The sequence below is a fragment of the Alteromonas sp. ABH2_165 genome (genome assembly GCF_056159945.1).
Genome location: NZ_JBSWWF010000001.1, coordinates 719,734 through 737,908, shown reverse-complemented (window position 1 = coordinate 737,908; position 18,175 = coordinate 719,734). Strand labels below are relative to the sequence as shown.

Below are 18,175 nucleotides of genomic sequence, written 5' to 3'. Positions count from 1 at the left end.
AACTCTGCAATTTTTTAAAGTCCTCGAATTCGATGACTATAAATTTACACGCTGAGAATCACTCCCCGTCAATCTCAACACAATGATATTCCTCATTACTAAGGGTGAGCGTCGCTTCTTTTCCCTTACTCCAGAACACCACATCGCTGCCCGTATATTTGGCTCCGGAAGCACTGATACCCGGTGTGAGTACCATGGCATTTGCTCCAATCTGAAGCATGGCTTTATTGTTCCCGTCTACCTGAAAAATCACTGAACCGGCAACACCACAGTCGTATTGGTAAGGATGTCCGACAAGGGTTTCTTTCTCTGCACCGCTGTCACACGCGGAAAGAAAGAAAATACTGGCTGACAATGCTATGCCATGAATTAGCGTTTTTTGCTTCACGAATTTCTCCTAACGTTAGTTTCCCTGTTTTGACCGCAACAGACTTGAGACGCTTTCGGACACTTGTTATTTATGCATAAACAAAGACGAATTGCTTATACGTCTGTGCCCATTCCGTATTTTCATCTAGTATGGCTCATCTTAGCCGTTTGAACATTTTGCATACAACCATGACTAAATCCGATTCATCTTCTTACGACAACAACCGGTTGCCTTTTGACGACTCACTACTGGTTGAAGAAGTGCCTTTGGCGATCTCCGTTAACGATATCAGTCTGGTTGTCATGATGATATCTCCGGATGATATTGAAGACTTCATTACCGGTTACTTTCTTACCGAGCAAATCATTGCCGCCCCCATCGAAATTAAAGATATCCGCATTGAGCGAAATGAAACCGGGATTGAAGCCAATGTCAGCCTTACCGGCCGTCGTGAGCATCTGTTAAAGGCGCGACGTTTTTCCCGGGTCAATGCAGGATGCGGTATTTGCAATCACACGGCCCTTGAACAGGCGTTTCCGCCAATTAACACCCATGCTACTTGGCATCATTTGCCAGTCTGTGACTTCAGCACGCTCAGAGAAGCGATGGATGCACATCAGGAAAAGGCCCGCAAAACGGGGGCGCTGCATGCTGCGCTTTTTGGTGCAGACAATGACATCATACTTGGTCGGGAAGATATAGGCCGTCATAACGCGTTAGATAAAGTGATCGGTGCTGTGCGCAAACGCATAGATAACCCTGAGGAAGGCTATCTGGTGGTAACCAGTCGCTGCGGTGCTGAACTGGTACAAAAAGCGGTGATAGCCGGGTTTTCCACATTGGTCAGCTTTTCCTCGCCCACGTCACTGGCAGTATCGTTTGCCAGGCAGCATAAATTGAATCTGGTGTTTCTACCAAGAAACAACCAGCCGGTAATTTTCTCCCAAAAGGTTCAGCAACATGGCAGTTAAATCGACTAAGGCAGGCGGACTGCCTTCCATCAAGTCCACCGTAAATCAGCTTATCAAGAGTAAGCAGGTGCGCCAGAACATGGTTAATCTGTACCGGGTAAATAAGCACAAAGGGTTTGATTGTCCGGGTTGCGCCTGGGGCGATGAAAAAGACGGTACCTTCCGCTTTTGCGAGAATGGTGCTAAAGCCGTGGCTTGGGAGTCAACAGAACTCACTGTGGGCCCTGAATTCTTTGTTCAACATACGGTGAGTGAGTTGAATAAACAGTCTGACCATTGGCTGGAAGGGCAAGGTCGCCTCACTCATCCTCATCGCTACAACGCACAGTCTGATCGCTACGAGCCTATCAGTTGGGATGATGCCTTCGCATTAATCGCCGAAAAATTAAAAAGTCTGCACTCCCCTGACGAACTTGAGTTGTATACCTCTGGACGCGCCAGTAATGAAGCGTCGTTTATTTACCAGGTGTTTGGTCGTGCGTTCGGCACCAATAACTTTCCCGACTGCTCAAACATGTGCCATGAGGCCAGTGGCATCGCGCTGAACCAATCTATCGGTGTAGGTAAAGGCACTGTAGTACTAAAAGATTTTACACTGGCCGACACTATTTTCGTGTATGGGCAGAACCCAGGCACTAATCACCCACGAATGCTCAACGCCCTGCGCGCGGCGGCGAAACGTGGCGCCACTATTGTATCGGTGAATAATTTGAAGGAAGTGGGTTTGCAGAAATTTGCAAGCCCGCAAAAGCCTGCCGAGTTACTTGGCTTCGAAACCGTGCAAATCAGCAGTCGCTATGTATCACCGAAATTAGGCGGTGACTATGCCGTTGCCCGCGGTATGGCCAAAGCGATATTCGCCAACCACGCAGATAAAATAGATAGCAGCTTCGTAAACGACCACACCGCCGGTTTCGCGGAATACCAAACCGTGGTAGAAAGCACAAGTTGGGAAGCTATCGAACAACAAAGCGGGCTCGACAAAGCTGTACTGGAAGAATTGGCAATGCTGTTTGTCGCCTCTTCAAAAACCATTTCCACCTGGGCTATGGGCATTACCCAGCATTTATATTCGGTAGAGACCATCAAAGAAATCGTCTCTTTGCATCTGCTAACCGGCGCCCTTGGTTTGCCAGGAGCAGGCTTGAGTCCAGTCCGCGGCCACAGTAACGTTCAGGGCAACCGCACTATGGGCATTCTGGAATCGCCAAAACCTGATTTTAATCAGCGCATGAAAGATACTTTCGGGTTTAACCCACCTGAAAAACCCGGGCACCGGGTTTACGACATGTTGGCAGCGCTGCATGCGAAACAGAGTCGCGTGTTAATTTGCCTGGGCGGAAATATTGTTGCCGCAAATGCAGATACACCGTTCACTGCCGCCAGCGTAGGCAACGCCGAGTTGCTCGTCAGCATTGCCACCAAACTCAATCGTACGCATGTTACCGCGAAGCACGACGCGCTTCTGCTGCCTTGCCTGGGTCGCACAGAGGTCGATATGCAGGCAAGCGGTAATCAGGCAATAACCGTAGAAGATACCTTCAGCATGGTACATGGCTCCACCGGTACTACGGAACCGCAAAGCGATAACATTAAATCGGAAACCGAGATCATTGCCCGCATTGCAGCCCATACCCTGGGTGAGAACACGCCGGTGAACTGGCAGTCGCTGATTGATAATTACGACAATATTCGTGATTTAATTGCAAAAGTGATCCCCGGATTTGACCACATGAACGAGAAAATCGCTCAGCCTGGCGGCTTTCATTTATACAATGCGGCGGCCAATCGGGAATGGAAAAATCAGGCTGGAAAAGCACTGTTTAACACAAACGCCCTGCCCGAGAATTTGTTTAACGAGGACGTGCTAGCACGCATTAAACAGCAGTCGCAGCCAGTGTTCACAATGCAAACCCTGCGCTCTCACGATCAGTACAACACCACGATTTACGGCATGAACGATCGTTATCGCGGCGTATTTGGCGAGCGTAATATTGTATTCATGAACGCTGAAGATCTCGCGAGACTGAATATTCAGGAAGGCGCACTAGTAGATATTGAAACGGTGTGGAGCGACGATGTTGTCCGCAAGGTCACTCGCTTTAAAGCACTGAGCTACGACATCCCTCAAGGCAATGTGGCAAGTTACTACCCGGAAGCAAATCCACTGGTACCGTTTCACAGTGTGGGTAAATTGAGCGCCACCCCCACCTCAAAAGCAGTACCGGTGAAAATTACGCCTGTGGCGGTGATTCAATAGCTTGCGTGGACTTTACTATTTCAATCAACAATGTAGCTCACTTCGCGGCAGTTGCAAAACCTTTACCGCACGGATAACCTTTAATAAGAGCTAGAGTTTGCAGTTATATCAAGGATGATTTTATGAAGTATTTTTTAGTCTTCGTTACTTTTGTCGTTTCTCTCAGTGCGAATGCGGCAGTAACAGACTGGGTCGATTTCACATTGGAGCGGGGCCACGTATATTTACCGGTGTCTGTCGAAGGTGTGGAAACAAAAGCAATGCTCGACTCAGGCTCAAGTGTTCATGCCATCAATAAGGCGTTTGTAAATAAAAATGAACTCGATCTTGCCTCAGGAGGCAAGATGCTCATAAAGGGTGTGCACAGCACCGCAAGACGAAGCACCTACAATAACGTGAAAGTGAACCTATTTGGTGCTGATTTCACGTTAAATGATGTTGTCGAATTTAGCATGGGCCACCACTCTCGTGGATTGCTGCTCGGCGCAACTTTCTTTCACCCATTTGTGATGCAGATAGACTATCCGGCCAATAAAATTAGGCTATTGACCCGCGATAGTGTCGACATGAACAAAGCAGCAAATGTAAATTCCGCCGCGGATAAAGAACACGGCATGCCCATCGCTCAAATTGAAATTAACGGCCAACCGCTCTGGTTTCTGGTTGATACTGGCAACAGCGGCGGCATTTTTATGGAACGACGTTATGCCTCGATGGCGGGCTTATTCGAAAGCGTTGAAGGTGAAGGCTATTCATCTGGGGTAAACAGTTCAGGTATTCAGGAAGTCGCTACGGCGAAAACAGTACAATTTGGCCCTTTTGAGATTTCCGATGTGAAGGTCAGATTTCCTGCCCCAGGAGAAACGACTAATTTGGAAAGTCAGTATTCTACTACCAGCACGCGCATTAAAGGCAAACGAATAGCAGGCATTTTGGGCTACGGCTTGTTCAAAGACTTCCTGTTAACCATTGATTACCACACGGGCAAAATTCATGTGGCTTTACCCGATAGTTAAAAATCTAACTGTGAGTGGTTGGCGTTCTGTACAAATAAAAAAACCTCGGTTTTTACCGAGGTTTTTAAATTCTGCACATTGAAAGTTATCGTAATTTTCTTTTTCTTGTAAAACCGATACCAGCGGCAGCCAAGGTTAATAATGCCAACGTTCCAGGTTCAGGTACCGGTGTTGGTGTCGGTACGCCAGTCAAGCCTACATCGTATCCACGCCAGGTCTGGCCACTCTGATCAACGACAAAAACATGGTCATTAGCATATGAAAGGCTGAAATAGGAATCAAAGGAAGTTCCTGCATTCAATAAAGTGGTTTGATCAAGTAAGTTACCAGAGTAGTCCCACGCAGTAAGCGTTTGGTCAAAATAAGTAAATAAGTAATTGTCCGCTACAGCAATACCACGATTCTGTGGATAGCTGCCGGTGTAGCCGTCAAGGCTGAAAGACATACTAAAGTTACCTGTTGCATCCCAGATGTTCACAACCCCATCTATCATAGCCACGAATTCGCCGTTCTCATTCATGACAACAGAGGATTGTGAATCTAATATTCCTCCGGATAGGGTTAAGTAAGAATTAAAAACTCCAGGAGATGATTGCTGGTAAATTGTAGAGCTGTTAAAAGCTCTGGCGTAAACATTTCCACCATCGTCGGTAAAGACTGATCTGAAATCTATACCTGGGCTGTAAGTTGAAGTAGCGTTACCTGAAGAATCATATTGCGCATAGCGAACTCCGGCACCGCTTCCCCCTGATGTACTCCAGTAATTCGTTCCATCGTAGGCCAGTGTCATGCTGGTGCTACCAAGAACATCGGTAAAAGAAATGTCATCTGAGTAGCTACTATCGGAGAAAATAGGCCCTGCAATTGCATTTGCTGCACTTAGTAAGAATATGCCAGTGGCAATTGATATTTTTCTCATTTAATTAGTCCTTTAAGGTACATTAGGAAAAATTAAATTAGCAATATATGATCCATTTTTAAAAATTCCAAATTATCATAGTGTTAACTTATTTTGATATCATGTAATTTTACGCCATGTAAAGTTTACTGACACTCAACAAGGTGCTATCGACTAAAAACTTGGTCAACTTAGCGCTTCTTCAGAACGTACCTATTAACTACTCTAACCTTTTCGCATCCCGTTCAGCATTACTCGACAACAACAGTGCCAGCCACTGACTTTCCTCTCGGGATTCCAGTGCGATTTTTACTACCATGGTTAGCGGTACCGAGAGCAACATACCCACACTGCCCAGCAACCACCCCCAGAACACTAACGACAGGAATACCACCAGTGTTGAAAGTCCCATACCCCGCCCCATTAGGCGCGGTTCAACAATATTGCCCATCACCGTATTTACCGCAACGAAGGCCAGAGCTACTAAGCCCGAAGTGGGTAGTCCGTATTGCACTAACGCAATAAGCACTGCTGGAATTGCGGCGATGATGGAGCCGATATTAGGAATATAGTTAAGCAGGAATGCCAACACACCCCATAACAAGAAATGGTCGACATCGAGCACCCAAAGCCACACGCCGATAATGAAACCAGTTGCCAGGCTTACCACGGTTTTAATGGCCAAATAGCTGTTTACGGACTTAATAAAGCGGTCGACGTGCTTCATTTTCATTTCCGGATCAGCCAGGGCCGTATGCAGACGCGATGGCATACTGTCAGCTTCAAACAGCATAAAGATAACCGTTAATAAAATCAGGAAGAGATTCGACAGCGCTCCGCCCATACCGGTAAGAAAGTTAGTTGCTACCGACATGGCTGTGCCCGGATCAAAATGCTCAGTAAACAGTTCGCGATTAATATGAATATTGAATGTGGCAAGTCTGTCTATAATCCAGGAAAACTCGCTGTCGAGTTGTTTTCTGTACTCGGGCAAGTTTGCCTTAAAATCTGTTAATGATTGCCCAACAAGGCCTGCTAGCAGGAAACCAAATACGAGAATAAGCAGTATTACTAAAGTAACCGACGCCCATCGCGGAATATTGTGCCGGGATGCCCAATTGATCACAGGGCTGCAAGCGATTGCGATAAACACCGAAAGGAAAAACGGCACCATGATAGCACTGGCCGCTTTTATGCCGGCCAAAATGACAACCAGACAGGCTAGCACTATCATTGCCTTGGCTGTGGGAGATTTAAGTTCCATAGTGTACTTGTAAAATGATTTCCTGCGCTAAAATTAACAAATTATCGCGCCTATAGATACAACGTGACCAAAGAGAAAAATAATGACGCTGAACCAGGCTACAATTCGAATTAAAAACTTACGCCTTCGTACCTACATTGGGATCAACGACGACGAAATTGCCAATAAACAAGACGTTGTGGTTAACGCCAAGATTCATTATGACGCAATGAAAGCCACTAATACTGACGATATGCACGACGCGTTAAATTACAAGACAGTCACGAAAGCCATAATTAAACTGGTGGAAGACAACCGCTTTTCTCTTCTCGAAAAACTTACCGCAGATGTCCTTGCCGTAGCGGCAGAACATCCCTGGGTGACCTTTGCTGAAGTAGAAGTCGATAAACCCCATGCGCTTCGTTTCGCTGACTCTGTATCACTCACACTTTCCTGCACCAAAGACTAACGAGGCTGTTTTGAAAATACTGTTCACTGGCGGTACCGGGCTAATTGGCGCGGCGTTTATCAGCAAGTTCGCGCATAAATACGAGTTCACAGTTATTAGCCGTCACCCAGAAAAAGCCCGTGAGCAGTTGCCAAAAGGCGTAGACGTTATTGCAGGGCTTCACGATGTAGCCGATCTCTGCCTGTTCGATGCCGTTATCAATCTAGCAGGAGAACCCATTGCAGACAAACGTTGGACAGCACTGCAAAAACAGCGAATTTGTCAGAGCAGATGGGATGTTACACAGCACCTGGTAACAAGACTGAAAGGTTGCACGCATCCGCCCTCTGTATTTATCTCTGGCTCAGCCATTGGCTTTTACGGCCGTCAAGGCAATAGGCCAGTAACGGAAAGTAACTATAACGTACATGACGAGTTCACCCATCAGGTATGCCACCGTTGGGAACAGATTGCCATGCAAGCAAGTAGTGATGCTACCCGCGTATGTGTACTGCGCACGGGGGTCGTGCTGGACAAAGACAAAGGCGCGTTACCGAAAATGGCAATGCCGGTTAAATTTGGCGTGGGCGGCAAAATCGGTAGCGGTGAACAGATCCTGTCGTGGATCCATATTGACGATATGGTCAATGCCATCGAATACTTGCTTTCAAATAATCGCTGCGAAGGCGCTTATAATCTTACGGCACCAGAGCCCGAAACTAATGCCGCGTTTACGCAAAAACTGGCGAGCATCCTGCACCGCCCCAATATTTTCACTGTTCCTAAGTTTGCGCTGAAAATCATGATGGGTGAAGCGGCAGAAATGGTGACGACCGGCCAGCACGTCATTCCTGAAAAACTCCTGGACAGCGGGTTCAAATTCACATTTCCGACACTAAAACCTGCACTGGAAAACATTTACCAATAAATGAACCAAAGGCCCGGTAACTTTGCATCGGGCTGCAACTTTGCATCGGGCTGCAACTTTGCATCGGGCTGCTATTCACTCGCCTGAATACAATCAATTTTCTTCAATGAATTTTTCACATGAATAACCGCTAGTTAATTCAAAATTGAACTAAAGCATGATAAAAATATCCTAATACAATAATAACGAAAGAGATGTCGCTGCCTCCTATCCTCTTTCACATTTCAGGAGTTTTCATTTTGTCGGTCGGTGATTTTGGTAAACACATAGCCATGGTTCGTAACCTTATGATGTCCAGACTGGACGAACTGCTGAAAGAATTTGATTTAACAGGCTCACAATATGCAGTAATCAAGCATATCGCCGAAGGCAGAGCAGATACACTGGCCAAACTCTGTGAGCTACTGCAATACGATAAAGGCGCGATGAGCCGTATACTCAGCCGGATGGAAGATAAGTCACTGATTATTCGTAAGCCTTGTCCCGACGATGGGCGCGCATTCAGGCTGAAATTAACTTCCCGTGGGAAAGAATTATTTCCGCAAACGACTCCTAAAGTTAACGCGTTATTTGAACAGGCTCTCGCCGAGTTTTCCGCTAAAGAAAAAGAGGCGTTCTTCTCTATGCTAGAACGCTGCCGTTTCAATTTGAGCTAATTAACGCCCTATACAGTTCGACCACCTCAATTTGGTTGCCTAATCAAGCTAATCGCAAGAAAATGCTTGCCTAGTCAAGTTAAATCGAGGAAGCAAGTGCAACTCATCTTAAATTCCCTTGCTGCAGCCATTCCAGGACATGTTTTCGAACAGGACTATCTGCAGATCCTTCATGAAGGGAGATTCGCTAACGCTGTGGTGTATCGCTATAAGGACGAAAAATACAACCTGGTTATAAAAGACTTTTCAAGTCGTCACTATGTAGTTCGCAAAACCATTGGCAGGTTGTCGGTACGCCAAGAATTTAAGGCTATAAGTGCTCTGCGCCACATTCCTGCTGTGACTCCCGAATGTTATCGTCTTTCTGAATGTATGGTTGCCTACCGTCATATTGAAGGTGAAACACTGAGCGCATACGGTGCGAGTGGTCACCAATTAGAACCCGCGTTTTTTTACCAGCTTGAACAAAGCATTCGCGCCATGCACAACACCGGTCGCGTTCACCTTGATCTGCGCAATATGGGCAATATTCTCATTGATGCTAACGGTGATCCCGCCATTATCGATTTTCAATCCAGTATTGGCTGGGCGCGTTTCCCTAAATGGCTGCAAAAATTCATGCGCTATGCAGATATTACTGGTGTGTATAAAGCGTGGGAACGCTATGGCGCTACACCGCTACCTGCTCACAAAAAGCAGTTTTTGGCTCGCTATAATTCAACGCGTAAATGGTGGGTATTTCGCGGTTATCCAATTCATAGAATGCAAGTACGTGTGCAGGCCTTTGCTGCACACGTTATGAGCCTGAACATAGTTCAGAACATCCTCGAAAAGTTCTGGTAAAGGCGTGGTCTGCTTTAATCCCTGGCTGAGGTCAGGGATTTTATTTTCTCTCCCAACATCAACAGTGCCGGTGTCAGCAGCAGTGTGAGCAAGGTCGCAAATGTCAGACCGCCGGCGATGGTGCTCGACAACACTGTCCACCACTGCGCTGACGGCGCTCCCACAGAAATGTTCCTGCCGACGATATCGATAGTCAACGCAAACACCATGGGCAATAAACCCAGAATGGTGGTGACAGACGTGAGCAGTACCGGTCTGGCACGCTGCGCTGCCGTACGTAAAATGGCTTCCTTGGCGTCCATCCCGTCACTTTTGAGCGCGTTATAGGTATCGATTAAGACGATGTTGTTGTTAACCACTATGCCTGCAAGGGCAATGGTGCCGATACCACTCATCACCACCACGAAGGGTTGCGACGTGACCATTAGGCCAATTAACACGCCTGCGGTTGAAAAGATAATTGCACTCAAGACCACAAAGGCCTGATAGAAGCTGTTGAACTGGGTCACCAGAATGATCAGCATCAGGAAAATCGAGCCAATAAAGGCATTACTCAGGAATGTCATTGACTCCTGGGTATCTTCATCCTCGCCTTTAAATGACAGCATAACGTCTGCAGGTAACGGCGATTCGATAAGCTTTTCACGCATCTGTTTCAGCTTTTGATCCAGTAATTCACCCTCCGCTATTTCTGCCTTAATTGTATATGTACGAGCGCCATCAAGACGGTTTATCCGCCCGGTTTTTGGGGCAGGCTCAATGGTCACAAAATTCCCAATGGGCACAGAACCATTGGCAGACGGAATACGAAGTTGATAAAGCTGTTCAATATTCCGAAAGGTTTCCGGGAAGCGAAGACGAATTTCGACTTCTTCCTCGGCATCATCCGGGCGGTATTCCGCCAGCATGGCGCCATTGGTGATTAACTTCACCACATTCCCCAACAGGGTGACATCAACGTTGTACTGCGCCGCCAGCTCTCTGTCGACATTTAAACGCCACTCCACACTGGGCAGAGGCCGGGAGTCTTCAACATCAACAAAACCGCCCGTTTCTTCCATTAAAGCAAGAATATGTTCTGTGCCTTCAATGAGACTGTCGTTACTGATCCCACTGAGGACAATCTCCACCGGTTTACCGGAAGATGGCCCCATGTCGGGTAACCGCACCTGCACTTTGATGCCGGGAATGGTTTCGACATATTCACGGATATCAGCCATGATTTCTGACGCCGGCGGCCGGGTTTCCCAGTCACTTAATTCCAGTTGGATAACACCGATAACATCTTCCGGCATCTCCGACTCGTTGCCACCACCGCCGCCAATGGTGCGGGCGTAAACTGAATCGAGATTGTCCTGCTGCAATAAAAACGTCTCGACTTTCTTCACCAGTTTGTCGCGCTCATAAATAGATAAATCACCTCGGGCCTGCACTTGAATTTGCAGATATTCGGGTTCAATGTCTGGGAAGAACAATACGCCACGACCAAAGAAACCGTAAAGTACAAAGGTCATGAACATAATACCCAGTGCTGCTAATGTGGACTTGCCAGGATGATTTACGATGTTCTTTAAGAATCGCAGATAACGGCCCAGCCAGCCTCGAATATCATCTAGGTTGCCCTTCTCCGCCATGCGGATAAATTTCACCGTATCAGACTGGGTATCAACGCTGACTTTACGGGTAATCACACCGCCTAATACGGGAATAAATATCAGCGCCATAAACAACGAGGCGGTTAAGGTAATGATGACAGTTAGCGGCAGGAAGCTCATAAACTCACCCACCAATCCAGGCCACACCAGCAGCGGGAAGAATACGGTCAGCGTGGTGATGGTTGAAGCGATGATAGGCCACGCCATGCGTTTGGACGCCGTTGCGAAAGCGGTTTTCGGTGGCTCACCTTCAGCAATTTTCCGGTCTGCTAATTCAATGGTAACAATGGCGCCGTCAACCAGCATCCCCACTACCAGAATCAGGCTGAATAGCACAATCATATTCATGGTCATGCCGAAGAAGAATATCACCGTCATGGCCGCTAAAAATGAACCGGGAATAGCCATGCCAACCAATATGCTTGGGCGTATACCGAGGGCAAATACAATCACTATCACTACCAGAATAATGGCAGTCAGAACATTGTTTTCCAAATCCCCCAGCATGCTTTTAATTTCGCCGGATTTGTCCTGCAGATAGTCTACTTTAATGGTTTCAGGCCATTGCGTTCTTGCCAGTTCCACCAGATTGCGCACGTCTGCTATGGTTTCGATAATATTCGCGCCACTTCGTTTTGATACTTCAAGGGCAATGGCTTTTTCACCCCGGAGACGGGCGAAACTGGTGGGATCTTTAAAAGTACGGCGAATGGTGGCCACATCATCGAAGGTGACGATGGTATTTCCCACTTTTTTCACCGGTAAGGTAGCCAAATCCTGCATAGTCTCAATAACGCCCGGCACTTTAAACACCATGCGGCCAGCATTAGCATCAATGGCCCCGGCAGCCACCAGCTGGTTATTCTGACTGACAAAATTCAGCACATCGGGAAAAGACAGGTTGTACGTTTCCAGCGCAACGGGGTCGATAATGACTTCAAGAAGTTCTTCTCGATCACCGGCGATATCCACTTCCAATACACCGGAAAGCGCTTCAATTTCATCCTGCAGACGGCGAGCAATATTTACCAGCGTACGTTCTGGAATATCACCCGATAACATGACTGTCAGAACCGGGAAGAGTGACAGGTTCACTTCAGTAACTCTGGGCTCCTCACTGCCAGGAGGCAACTCGGCTTTGGCCAGATCGACTTTTTCCCTGACATCAAGCAATGCCTGATCGGCGTCAAAGCCGGCTTCAAATTCCATCACCACTGAGGCAAAGCCTTGTATGGCCGTACCTTTCATTTCTTTTAAGCCTTCAATGGATTGAAGCTCTTTCTCTAGCGGCCTCACCAGTAAGCGTTCACTGTCTTCCGGTGCAATACCGTCATACACCACTGAGACATAGATAAACGGGATCGTAATGTCTGGCTCAGACTCTTTCGGAATAGCAAAATAAGCGCTGGCACCGGCAATGGTGAGCACAAAAAAGACCAACGCTACGGTACGGGTGCGGGCAAATGCCGCATCGATAATCGCATTCATTATCTGGCCGCCTTCTCAACTGGCGTCACCACATTGCCAGCATCCACAAAGCCCTGCCCCGTGGTGATAAGGCGTACGGTATCAGGCAAACCAGTTACCCAGGCACCTTCGTTGTCAGATTGCAGCAGTGATACCTGATGAAATTCCACTTTATTGTTGCTACCAACCGATTTAACCCCAATTCGCCCATCGGCATCCAGGGTGAAAGTCGCCGGCGATACGTAATGAGCCTTCACTTCATTCACATGCAGGGTAACCGTGGCGCTGGAACCAGACTTCAGTTTGCCATCGGGATTCGGGATGCCAATTTCAGCAAGATAAGTACGCGATTCACTGCTGGCATAAGAAGCAATAAAACGAACCTCACCAGTAACCTGCTCACCGGTGGCGAGTTGAATATCTGCCTGCAGCCCTTTTTTGACTTCATTTACCCGTTGCTGCGCAATTTGCACCTCAACTACCAGTACCGAGTTATCCACCAGTTCCAACATGGGGTCGCCCACACTGACGACATCGCCGCTTTCTGCTGTCACTTTTTGAATTTCGCCATCAAAAGGGGCCGACGGTTGCACAAATCCAATGTCTGATCGAATGGTCGCAATGGCGGCCTCAGACGCTTTTACATTGGCCAACGCGGTATCGAGTTCTGATTCACTTTGATATTGCTTATCTGCAAGTTGCGACAAACGCTTATAGGTTTTCTTACGGGCTTCGTATAACGCTTCCTGTTGCTCAAGTTGAATAAGCCTGTCTTCCATATCAATGGTCAGCAAGGTATCCCCTTTTTGTACAGTGTCGCCTTCAGTTACCGAAATTTGCTCAATTCGCCCTGCCGTCTGCGCTTTAATTTCCAGTAAGCGTTCCGGCACGGTTTGCCCCTGAACCACCAGGGAAACCGGCGTTACCTGGGCTTCAGAAACCGTGACTTCCACAGAAAACGGTTGGATCGCTTTTTGCGTCTGATTTTGTTCTTCGGGCTCTGATGTAAAAAGGCCAGAGACCATCCATGCACTAATAAGAAGAATAAACAGAAGTGCGAAAACAGATGATTTATTCATTTTTAGATGAAGTCCTTTGTCAGGCTGGGTGTCATTTTTAGCTTGTTGAACGTAATGATTTTGGTTACTGCGAAGCAATTATTTTCTTACCGGAAAACGGGTTGCCAGAACGACCGGCAGTAATATTGCGTAAGGTATCACAGGCAACGTAAAGAGATGTTGTAAATTTTGTAACGAAATAAATAATGGTATTAAGAAAAGTTGAATGTACCCAGCCCATGTTCAAGCTGGCACACAATTAGAAGGTGAAGGGAAAGACTAGAAAAATAGCCGGTTCAGAGAAGTAAGCCCCTTCTATGAACCGGCCGTAAATAACGTTAGAAAAATGCTGCGTTAAAACAGAATAGTTATACTGTTACACCATTTTGCGAAGCAACGCGGTGGTATTTAATGACAACAAACGCCAGCAGCCTACAGCACCAAGCAGCCCGACAACGGCAGCGCCGACGATGGGGGCAATAATCCAATATTCAGGGTGAAGCACGGCTTCCATTTGGAAAATGCTCGTTTGCAACATGTAAAGACTTAACTCGTTGGTCAGTGCCGCCATGAAACCGGCTACCACACCAATAATGATAAATTCGTATACCACGCTTAAACGAATCAGGCTTCCCTTCGCACCCAAGGTACGCAGAATTGCCAGTTCCTGTTGACGTTCGTCCATCGAGGCCTGCACTTGAGCAATGAGCACCAGCGCCCCCGCAGCCAATACGAGTATCAGAATGAATTCCACGGCCAACGAGACCTGATCAACAATCTCTCTAAGCTGATTTATCCGCGCATCAACATCGAATAACGTGGCTGACGGGAAAGGCTTTAACAGCTCTGTTAGCTCGGGCTTGCGTTCAGTATCCAGATAAAAACTGGTGATATATGTGGGCGAGAACGACTGCATGGCAGCAGGAGACAGTACAAAGAAGAAATTCGGCTGCATGGTCTGCCAATCGACTTTACGCATACTGGTAACGCGAACTTTTACGTCTTCACTACCAATATTAAAGGTTAATACGTCACCCAAATTTATATCCATTCGTTCGGCAGATTGTTCTTCAACCGAAACCGGATAAATACCATCTTCCGGCTCTGATGCATCGTCACCTTGCCAGTTACCGGCCGTAATTTCGTTACCGAATTGCAAGGTGTTGCTCCAGGTTAGGTTCGCTTCCCGGCCCAAACCATCACGGCCTTCCCGTGGACCTTCCTCGTCCTCTTTCGACATGCTGGTGTTTACCCGCTCATCATTCACCGCAACAAAACGGCCGCGAACCACCGGATAAAAATCAGACATTTCCACATTGGCATTTGCAAAATGCTGCTCTATTTCCGGCTTTTCTGATTGGGTAATGTTTATCAGGAAGTAGTTCGGCGTACCTTCTGGTAGCTGAGCCCGCCATTGCGCCACCATGTCATTTCGCATCACCAATACCACCAAAAGTAGCAGTAAGGTGACTGAGAAACTAATCAACTGCACACTATTGTCCATAGAGCGGCGACGAATGCGCGCCCATGCGAGCTGCCACGGCCCCATTTTTCCGGTTCCGAGTTTACGCCCAACACGTATTAATCCCATGGTGACCAACAGGAGTCCGGCTACCAGTGCGATACCCGAGACAAACAAAATAGCGCTCAATTTGATGTCGCGACTGTATGTCCACATCAGTAAAAATATTGCGCCACCGGCTGCCAGAAATTGCAGAGTACGGGAACTCATGTTGGCATCTATATCTCGTCGAAGTACTCGAAGTGGTGGTACAGAGAAAAGCCGCAGAAGTGGATAGAGTGAAAATAACAACGCACAGATTACACCGGTAAAAATAGCGATGAGAACCGGCCGCCAGTGCCATACATTTAAAGACACATCCACCTGATCGGCCAATGCGGTGACCACCACCTGCTGAATAGCCACACCGGCGATGACACCAATGACAATACCAGCGGTGGTAATTAAACAAATTTGAATGGTATACACCCGACGAATCATGGCCTTGCTTGCACCCAGGGTTTTCATGATTGCTACCGGGTCGAAGTGACGCTGACTAAATCGCTGCGCAGCTACAGCTATCGAGACAGCAGCGAGTATGATGGCAAGTAAACTGGCAAGCAGAAAATAGCGTTCAGCACGGGCAACCGAACGGCCCACTGGAGACTGATCTTCTGACACCGAACGCCAACGGTGAATTTCTTTGTCGATATTCGGACGCAGCCAGCGATAGTAGCCTTTCAGGGAGTCTTGATCGCCGGTAAAGTAAGCGGTGTAATTAACCCGGCTCCCCGGCCCTGTTATATTCGCTGCAGCTAAATCAGCATCGCGAATAAGTACAATGGGATCGGTGGAAAAAATACTGAACCCGGCGTCGGGGATCTCACCAAGCACACGGGTAACGGTAAACTCTGCATCACCAACATAAATTGTGCCGCCCAGCTTCACATCCAACAATTGAAATAGCCGAGAATCAATCCATGCTTCTCCCGGCGAGGGCAAGTCCGTAGCGGCTTTGGTTTGTCCAAAAGGCGTGTCGGCTATGAGCACTTCGCCTTTAAGCGGGTAATTTTCATTCACCGCCCGTAAGTCTACCAGCGACATATTTTCTTCGCCGAATGCCATGGAGCGGGTTGCGACTTGTCTTGCTGTTTTCAGATCGAATTCGCTGGCTTCTGCTACCCAGCTATCATCGATGGGCTGTGATGAGCGAAACTGGCTATCAGCAGCCAGGAAGCTTGCAGAGCGTTCGGTGAGCGCCCCTTGTAATCGTTCGCTGAACAGTGACAACGACAACACAGAGGCCACTGACAAAACAATGGCCAATAAAATAATGGTGAGTTCGCCCCTTCGGGCTTCATGGCGAAAGAGTCGCCAGGCAAGATTAAACCCTGTTCCCATATTACGCTTCCTCGGCAGCAGTAACCGGCGCAGTGGTTTCTGTAAGCACCCCAGCCTGCATAGTCAATTGACGGCTGCAGCGTTTCGCCAATTCGTTGTCGTGGGTCACCAGCACCAACGTAGTGCCAATATCACGGTTCATATCAAATAACAGCTGTTCAATTTTTTCACTGTTCGCCGCATCCAGGTTGCCGGTAGGTTCATCAGCGAAGAGGATCTTTGGTTGACCGATAAACGCTCGTGCAATGGCAACTCGCTGCTGTTCACCACCTGACAACTGGTTAGGATAATGGTGTGCCCGGTGAGATAGCCCCACCAATTCCAGTATTTCTGTTGCCCGTCCTTTTGCATTGTCGAGACCGGAAATCTCCGCCGGTAACATTACGTTTTCCAACGCGGTTAAACTTTGCACCAACATAAAGCTTTGGAAGATAAAGCCAACCTTCTCACCGCGTAAACGAGCACGGGCTTCTTCGTTCATATTGTGTAGCGGTTCATCATCTAACAATATTTCGCCACTACTCACTTCATCCAATCCGGCCAGTAAACTGAGCAAGGTAGATTTACCGGAACCAGACGCGCCAACGATGGCAATAGACTCACCTGCCTTGACTTCAAATGAAATTGGTTGAAGGATCTGAAGTTCACCTTCACTCGTAGAGACTGTTTTGGTAATTTTTCGGGTGCTTATCATAGGAGTAGTCACTGTCGTGTTTTCGTTACAACGATTTCGCCAATACAGGCTTGCGCTGGCCTTAGTTTTCTTACAGCTGTGCGTATATTCAGATCATCTGTATGCTGCGACGCAATCGTCGCAAACGCCCCAACAATTCAAGCTGTTAGTCTTAGGTGATAGCCTAAGCGCTGGATATGGGTTAAAGCAACAGCAGGGTTGGGTAAGTTTGTTACAAAATATCTGGAACGACGAACAGCTTCAGATTGATGTGATAAATGCTGCGATAAGCGGAGAAACCACAGACGGAGGACTTGCCAGGCTGCCACGTTTGTTGGAACAACATGAGCCTTCTCATGTACTTATCGAACTTGGTGGAAATGACGGATTACAGGGGCACCCGGTAAACAAAACCCGTGCTAACCTAAGCGAAATGGTAAAACTGGCTAAAGACAGCGGCGCTACAGTATTCATTCAAGACATGCAAATTCCCACCAATTACGGTAGCCGGTACACCAAGATGTTCGGTGATGCATTCGACAAAGTCGCCGAAGAAAATGAAATAACTTTAATCCCGTTTTTCCTTCAAGACGTGGCGCTAGACAAAACGCTGATGCAAAACGATGGTATTCATCCTAATGCAAAAGCGCAACCCATGATTGCGCAATTCATGCGTGATGCATTAACCCCGCTTATCAGAGAGTGAGCACGAGCTTCTGATATTGCATGTCAACGTTTAGCGATATCCATTGACTCAGTTCACTACGAATGAAAGAGAAAAGGATGC

At 47.4% G+C, this 18,175-nt stretch carries 15 protein-coding genes; 8 read left to right on the top strand and 7 right to left on the bottom strand.

Annotated elements, in window-relative coordinates; genetic code table 11:
• Positions 1-58: 58 nt before the first annotated feature.
• Positions 59-388, bottom strand: coding sequence for an MliC family protein (locus ACXAFQ_RS03275; protein ID WP_474818134.1), 330 nt, complete (start codon positions 386-388; stop codon positions 59-61).
• Positions 389-558: 170 nt separating this feature from the next.
• Between ACXAFQ_RS03275 and fdhD the strand changes: the two genes are divergently transcribed.
• The 3 genes from fdhD to ACXAFQ_RS03260 all read left to right on the top strand — a co-directional run bounded on the left by fdhD (position 559) and on the right by ACXAFQ_RS03260 (position 4,617).
• Positions 559-1,341 carry a formate dehydrogenase accessory sulfurtransferase FdhD gene (gene fdhD, locus ACXAFQ_RS03270; RefSeq protein ID WP_474818133.1) on the top strand — a complete coding sequence of 261 codons (783 nt, stop codon included), beginning with the start codon at positions 559-561 and terminating at the stop codon, positions 1,339-1,341.
• Complete coding sequence (locus ACXAFQ_RS03265) at positions 1,331-3,601, top strand: FdhF/YdeP family oxidoreductase (protein WP_474818132.1); 2,271 nt, start codon at positions 1,331-1,333, stop codon at positions 3,599-3,601. Before fdhD ends, ACXAFQ_RS03265 begins: the two co-directional genes overlap by 11 nt.
• A 122-nt stretch (positions 3,602-3,723) precedes the next feature.
• Positions 3,724-4,617: a pepsin/retropepsin-like aspartic protease family protein gene (locus ACXAFQ_RS03260; protein ID WP_474818131.1), complete on the top strand. Its 894-nt coding sequence runs from the start codon at positions 3,724-3,726 to the stop codon at positions 4,615-4,617.
• A gap of 85 nt (positions 4,618-4,702) precedes the next feature.
• Here the strand turns inward: ACXAFQ_RS03260 and ACXAFQ_RS03255 are convergent, their stop codons facing one another.
• Both ACXAFQ_RS03255 and ACXAFQ_RS03250 read right to left on the bottom strand, forming a co-directional pair.
• A complete protein-coding gene (locus tag ACXAFQ_RS03255) occupies positions 4,703-5,536 on the bottom strand; it encodes a PEP-CTERM sorting domain-containing protein (protein ID WP_474818130.1) in 834 nt (277 codons plus the stop codon).
• Between the two features lie 199 nt (positions 5,537-5,735).
• Entirely contained in the window at positions 5,736-6,779 is a 1,044-nt protein-coding gene (locus ACXAFQ_RS03250) for an AI-2E family transporter (RefSeq protein WP_070126779.1), read from the bottom strand.
• An 82-nt stretch (positions 6,780-6,861) separates the two neighbouring features.
• Here ACXAFQ_RS03250 and folX point away from each other — a divergent pair, with 82 nt between their 5' ends.
• The 4 genes from folX (at position 6,862) to ACXAFQ_RS03230 (ending at position 9,633) form a co-directional block, all read left to right on the top strand.
• On the top strand, positions 6,862-7,227 hold the full coding sequence (gene folX / locus ACXAFQ_RS03245) for a dihydroneopterin triphosphate 2'-epimerase (protein ID WP_474818129.1): 366 nt from the start codon (positions 6,862-6,864) through the stop codon (positions 7,225-7,227).
• A gap of 10 nt (positions 7,228-7,237) precedes the next feature.
• On the top strand, positions 7,238-8,134 hold the full coding sequence (locus ACXAFQ_RS03240; RefSeq protein ID WP_474818128.1) for a TIGR01777 family oxidoreductase: 897 nt from the start codon (positions 7,238-7,240) through the stop codon (positions 8,132-8,134).
• A 239-nt stretch (positions 8,135-8,373) separates the two neighbouring features.
• The gene (locus ACXAFQ_RS03235) at positions 8,374-8,790 is read left to right on the top strand and encodes a MarR family winged helix-turn-helix transcriptional regulator (protein WP_474818127.1); all 417 of its coding nucleotides are present in this window, start codon (positions 8,374-8,376) and stop codon (positions 8,788-8,790) included.
• A 96-nt stretch (positions 8,791-8,886) separates the two neighbouring features.
• Positions 8,887-9,633: an RIO1 family regulatory kinase/ATPase domain-containing protein gene (locus ACXAFQ_RS03230; RefSeq protein WP_474818126.1), complete on the top strand. Its 747-nt coding sequence runs from the start codon at positions 8,887-8,889 to the stop codon at positions 9,631-9,633.
• A gap of 14 nt (positions 9,634-9,647) precedes the next feature.
• On the opposite strand, the gene ACXAFQ_RS03225 is transcribed toward ACXAFQ_RS03230, so the two are convergent.
• From ACXAFQ_RS03225 to ACXAFQ_RS03210, 4 genes are all read right to left on the bottom strand, one after another.
• Positions 9,648-12,776, bottom strand: a complete 3,129-nt coding sequence (locus ACXAFQ_RS03225; protein WP_474818125.1) for an efflux RND transporter permease subunit — start codon at positions 12,774-12,776, stop codon at positions 9,648-9,650.
• On the bottom strand, positions 12,776-13,834 hold the full coding sequence (locus ACXAFQ_RS03220; protein WP_474818124.1) for an efflux RND transporter periplasmic adaptor subunit: 1,059 nt from the start codon (positions 13,832-13,834) through the stop codon (positions 12,776-12,778). Before ACXAFQ_RS03220 ends, ACXAFQ_RS03225 begins: the two co-directional genes overlap by 1 nt.
• Positions 13,835-14,189: 355 nt before the next feature.
• Positions 14,190-16,715 carry an ABC transporter permease gene (locus tag ACXAFQ_RS03215; RefSeq protein ID WP_474818123.1) on the bottom strand — a complete coding sequence of 842 codons (2,526 nt, stop codon included), beginning with the start codon at positions 16,713-16,715 and terminating at the stop codon, positions 14,190-14,192.
• Between the two features lies 1 nt (position 16,716).
• The gene (locus ACXAFQ_RS03210; protein WP_474818122.1) at positions 16,717-17,409 is read right to left on the bottom strand and encodes an ABC transporter ATP-binding protein; all 693 of its coding nucleotides are present in this window, start codon (positions 17,407-17,409) and stop codon (positions 16,717-16,719) included.
• Positions 17,410-17,425: 16 nt separating this feature from the next.
• On the opposite strand from ACXAFQ_RS03210, the gene ACXAFQ_RS03205 reads away from it, so the two are divergent.
• On the top strand, positions 17,426-18,094 hold the full coding sequence (locus ACXAFQ_RS03205) for an arylesterase (protein WP_474818121.1): 669 nt from the start codon (positions 17,426-17,428) through the stop codon (positions 18,092-18,094).
• The last annotated feature ends 81 nt before the right edge of the window (positions 18,095-18,175 follow it).